Here is a 1975-nt window from a genome sequence, read left to right on the forward strand (position 1 = left end):
TGAGTCATGAGCGGGTCTCTTCTGGCAGGTGGGTTGTTGAGGAACTTCCATCCTGCCGGGCGGGGCCCGCTCGTCTCATCTCAGCCCGGGCCTCGTGCCAAGAACCTCATGACCCACAACAGCTAGAGGCTTCGGCGCAGGTGCACAGTAGAGCGTGCTCGAGGGCCTGCAACGGCAATGCCTCGGTGGGCAGGCGGGCCGCGACGGCCCAGCCGACGATCCGCCGCGTGCGGACGTCCGTGAAGAGCGCGGCGTCGCAGAGCCCTTTCGGGATGCGAACGCAGGTGAACTTTGCGGCCCAGATGCCGCGGGCAGAGGCTGGGCGCTGCTTCGCGGCTCGGCAGCCGCGGGAGGTGAGAAACCCACATTCTGTCGTGCCGACCACGCGGCAGACAGCCTCGAAACCGAATTGTTCACGGTGCATATCGATGAACCGGATCATTTCGTCGTGGGGCGATCGGGCTGCGCGGATAAAATGCCGATGCCTTCTTCAAGATCTCGTTCGCACGGCGCATGTCGGTCACTTCGCTCCTCAGCCGGCGATTCTCCTCCTCGAGCGATTCCTGCGGACGGGACGATCTCTCGGCGGGGCCGTAGCGGTTGCACCAGCTCCGCAAGGGCTCCTCACCGACGCCGAGCTCGGGCGCGACGGCGCGGGTCGACTGCGCTCCTGGGCCACTTTCAAGGGCGTGGCGGTCGTAGACCATGCGGACCGCACGATCACGCAGCTCCGAGCAGAACTTCGTGGGCATACTCCAGTTCTCCTTCGTGAGACTCGGGAAGGAGACCCAGCGCGCTACAGCGTCCTGGCCGGCATCGTGAGCGGCTCTGGCTCTCGCATCTCCCCTCTGCGCCACTACACTCGCCGGATGACTGAACACCTTGGATGCTCCGGTGGCACCGCACACGCGATGCGACCGCAGGTCCGACCAAAGCAACAGCAGCCGATTGCGGATCTCCGATCATTGATCACGGATCGAGGCGAGGTCGTCGACTGCCAATGTGGGCGCGAGCACACGGTTGACCAACTTGGAACTGAATTCGAGTTCCCGGAGAACATGCGAGAAATCCTGCGTGAAGGAGCCGGTCGCCCTCGCCTGGATGTATTCGGCCCCTCCTTTCTTCTGCGAATAAACCGGATCGCAAAAGCAGGGCAAGAAGATCTACGAATAGAATCACTACACATTGTCTTTCATGACGACTGGCTGGTGGTCTTTGAAGATGTCGACGGAATCGGGACCGCCTGGCATCCGGCGGAAGACAACTCAGGGCGATACTTTGCCGCAGATGAGGCGGAACTGACGCTAACGCTCATCGTCGAGGCCGCGATCGATTCCTATGACTCTGCCGCACTTTCCCTGGAGGACGGCACTGCGGACTGCGAGTCGAGTATTTTCGGGGAATTCGAGAAGGACATCGAGAGCGTTTATCGGCTCGGCTCCGATGCCAGCAAGGTCCGCTCCTCTCTTGCTTCCCTGTGCCGGTTCATCGATCGAATCCCCGCGCCAGGGGCGTCGAAGAACTCAGACTGGTCAGCCGATGCTGCGGCCTTCGCCGAGGACGCAGATGACCTTCTGTCCAGAGTGTCCGGCATCCACGCACGGCTGACACAGCTCGTTACGGTTTACTTGGCCCTAGTGGCCCAGAAACAGAACGAGGACATGAAGCGCATTTCAGGGTGGGCCGCCATCCTATTCACTCCGAGCCTTGTCGGAGCGATATACGGGATGAATTTTGAGTCAATTCCGGAACTTACCTGGGATTTTGGCTACCCGCTATCGATTCTGGCAATGGTCATCATCTCCGCGGGCCTGTACGCCGTCTTCCGCCGTCAGCGTTGGCTCTAGCTGTAGGAGGTCATGACGTTGTTGACTCGGGCCGGGGCCAACGAGGCCGGCGGGGCGTTCCCGCAGGAGGTATGAGGCCGATGGTAGTTGTAGTGGTTCACCCACACGGCCAGGGCCTCACGCCGAGC

At 61.7% G+C, this 1975-nt stretch carries 3 protein-coding genes; 1 reads left to right on the forward strand and 2 read right to left on the reverse strand.

Annotated elements, in window-relative coordinates; genetic code table 11:
- Positions 1 to 413: 413 nt before the first annotated feature.
- Positions 414 to 752 (reverse strand): transposase, encoded by a 339-nt coding sequence (locus tag J1M40_RS12385; protein ID WP_160119514.1) that lies wholly within the window; start codon positions 750 to 752, stop codon positions 414 to 416.
- A gap of 117 nt (positions 753 to 869) precedes the next feature.
- Here J1M40_RS12385 and J1M40_RS12390 point away from each other — a divergent pair, with 117 nt between their 5' ends.
- Positions 870 to 1847: a magnesium transporter CorA family protein gene (locus tag J1M40_RS12390; protein ID WP_081091287.1), complete on the forward strand. Its 978-nt coding sequence runs from the start codon at positions 870 to 872 to the stop codon at positions 1845 to 1847.
- Here the strand turns inward: J1M40_RS12390 and J1M40_RS12395 are convergent.
- Positions 1844 to 1975: integrase core domain-containing protein (locus tag J1M40_RS12395; protein WP_136940278.1), on the reverse strand; the 132-nt coding region annotated here is incomplete at its 5' end. The two genes, J1M40_RS12390 and J1M40_RS12395, sit on opposite strands and share 4 nt — an antisense overlap.

The sequence above is a fragment of the Micrococcus sp. KRD026 genome, from assembly GCF_017168445.1.
In the GTDB taxonomy this organism is placed as follows: Bacteria; Actinomycetota; Actinomycetes; order Actinomycetales; family Micrococcaceae; genus Micrococcus; species Micrococcus luteus.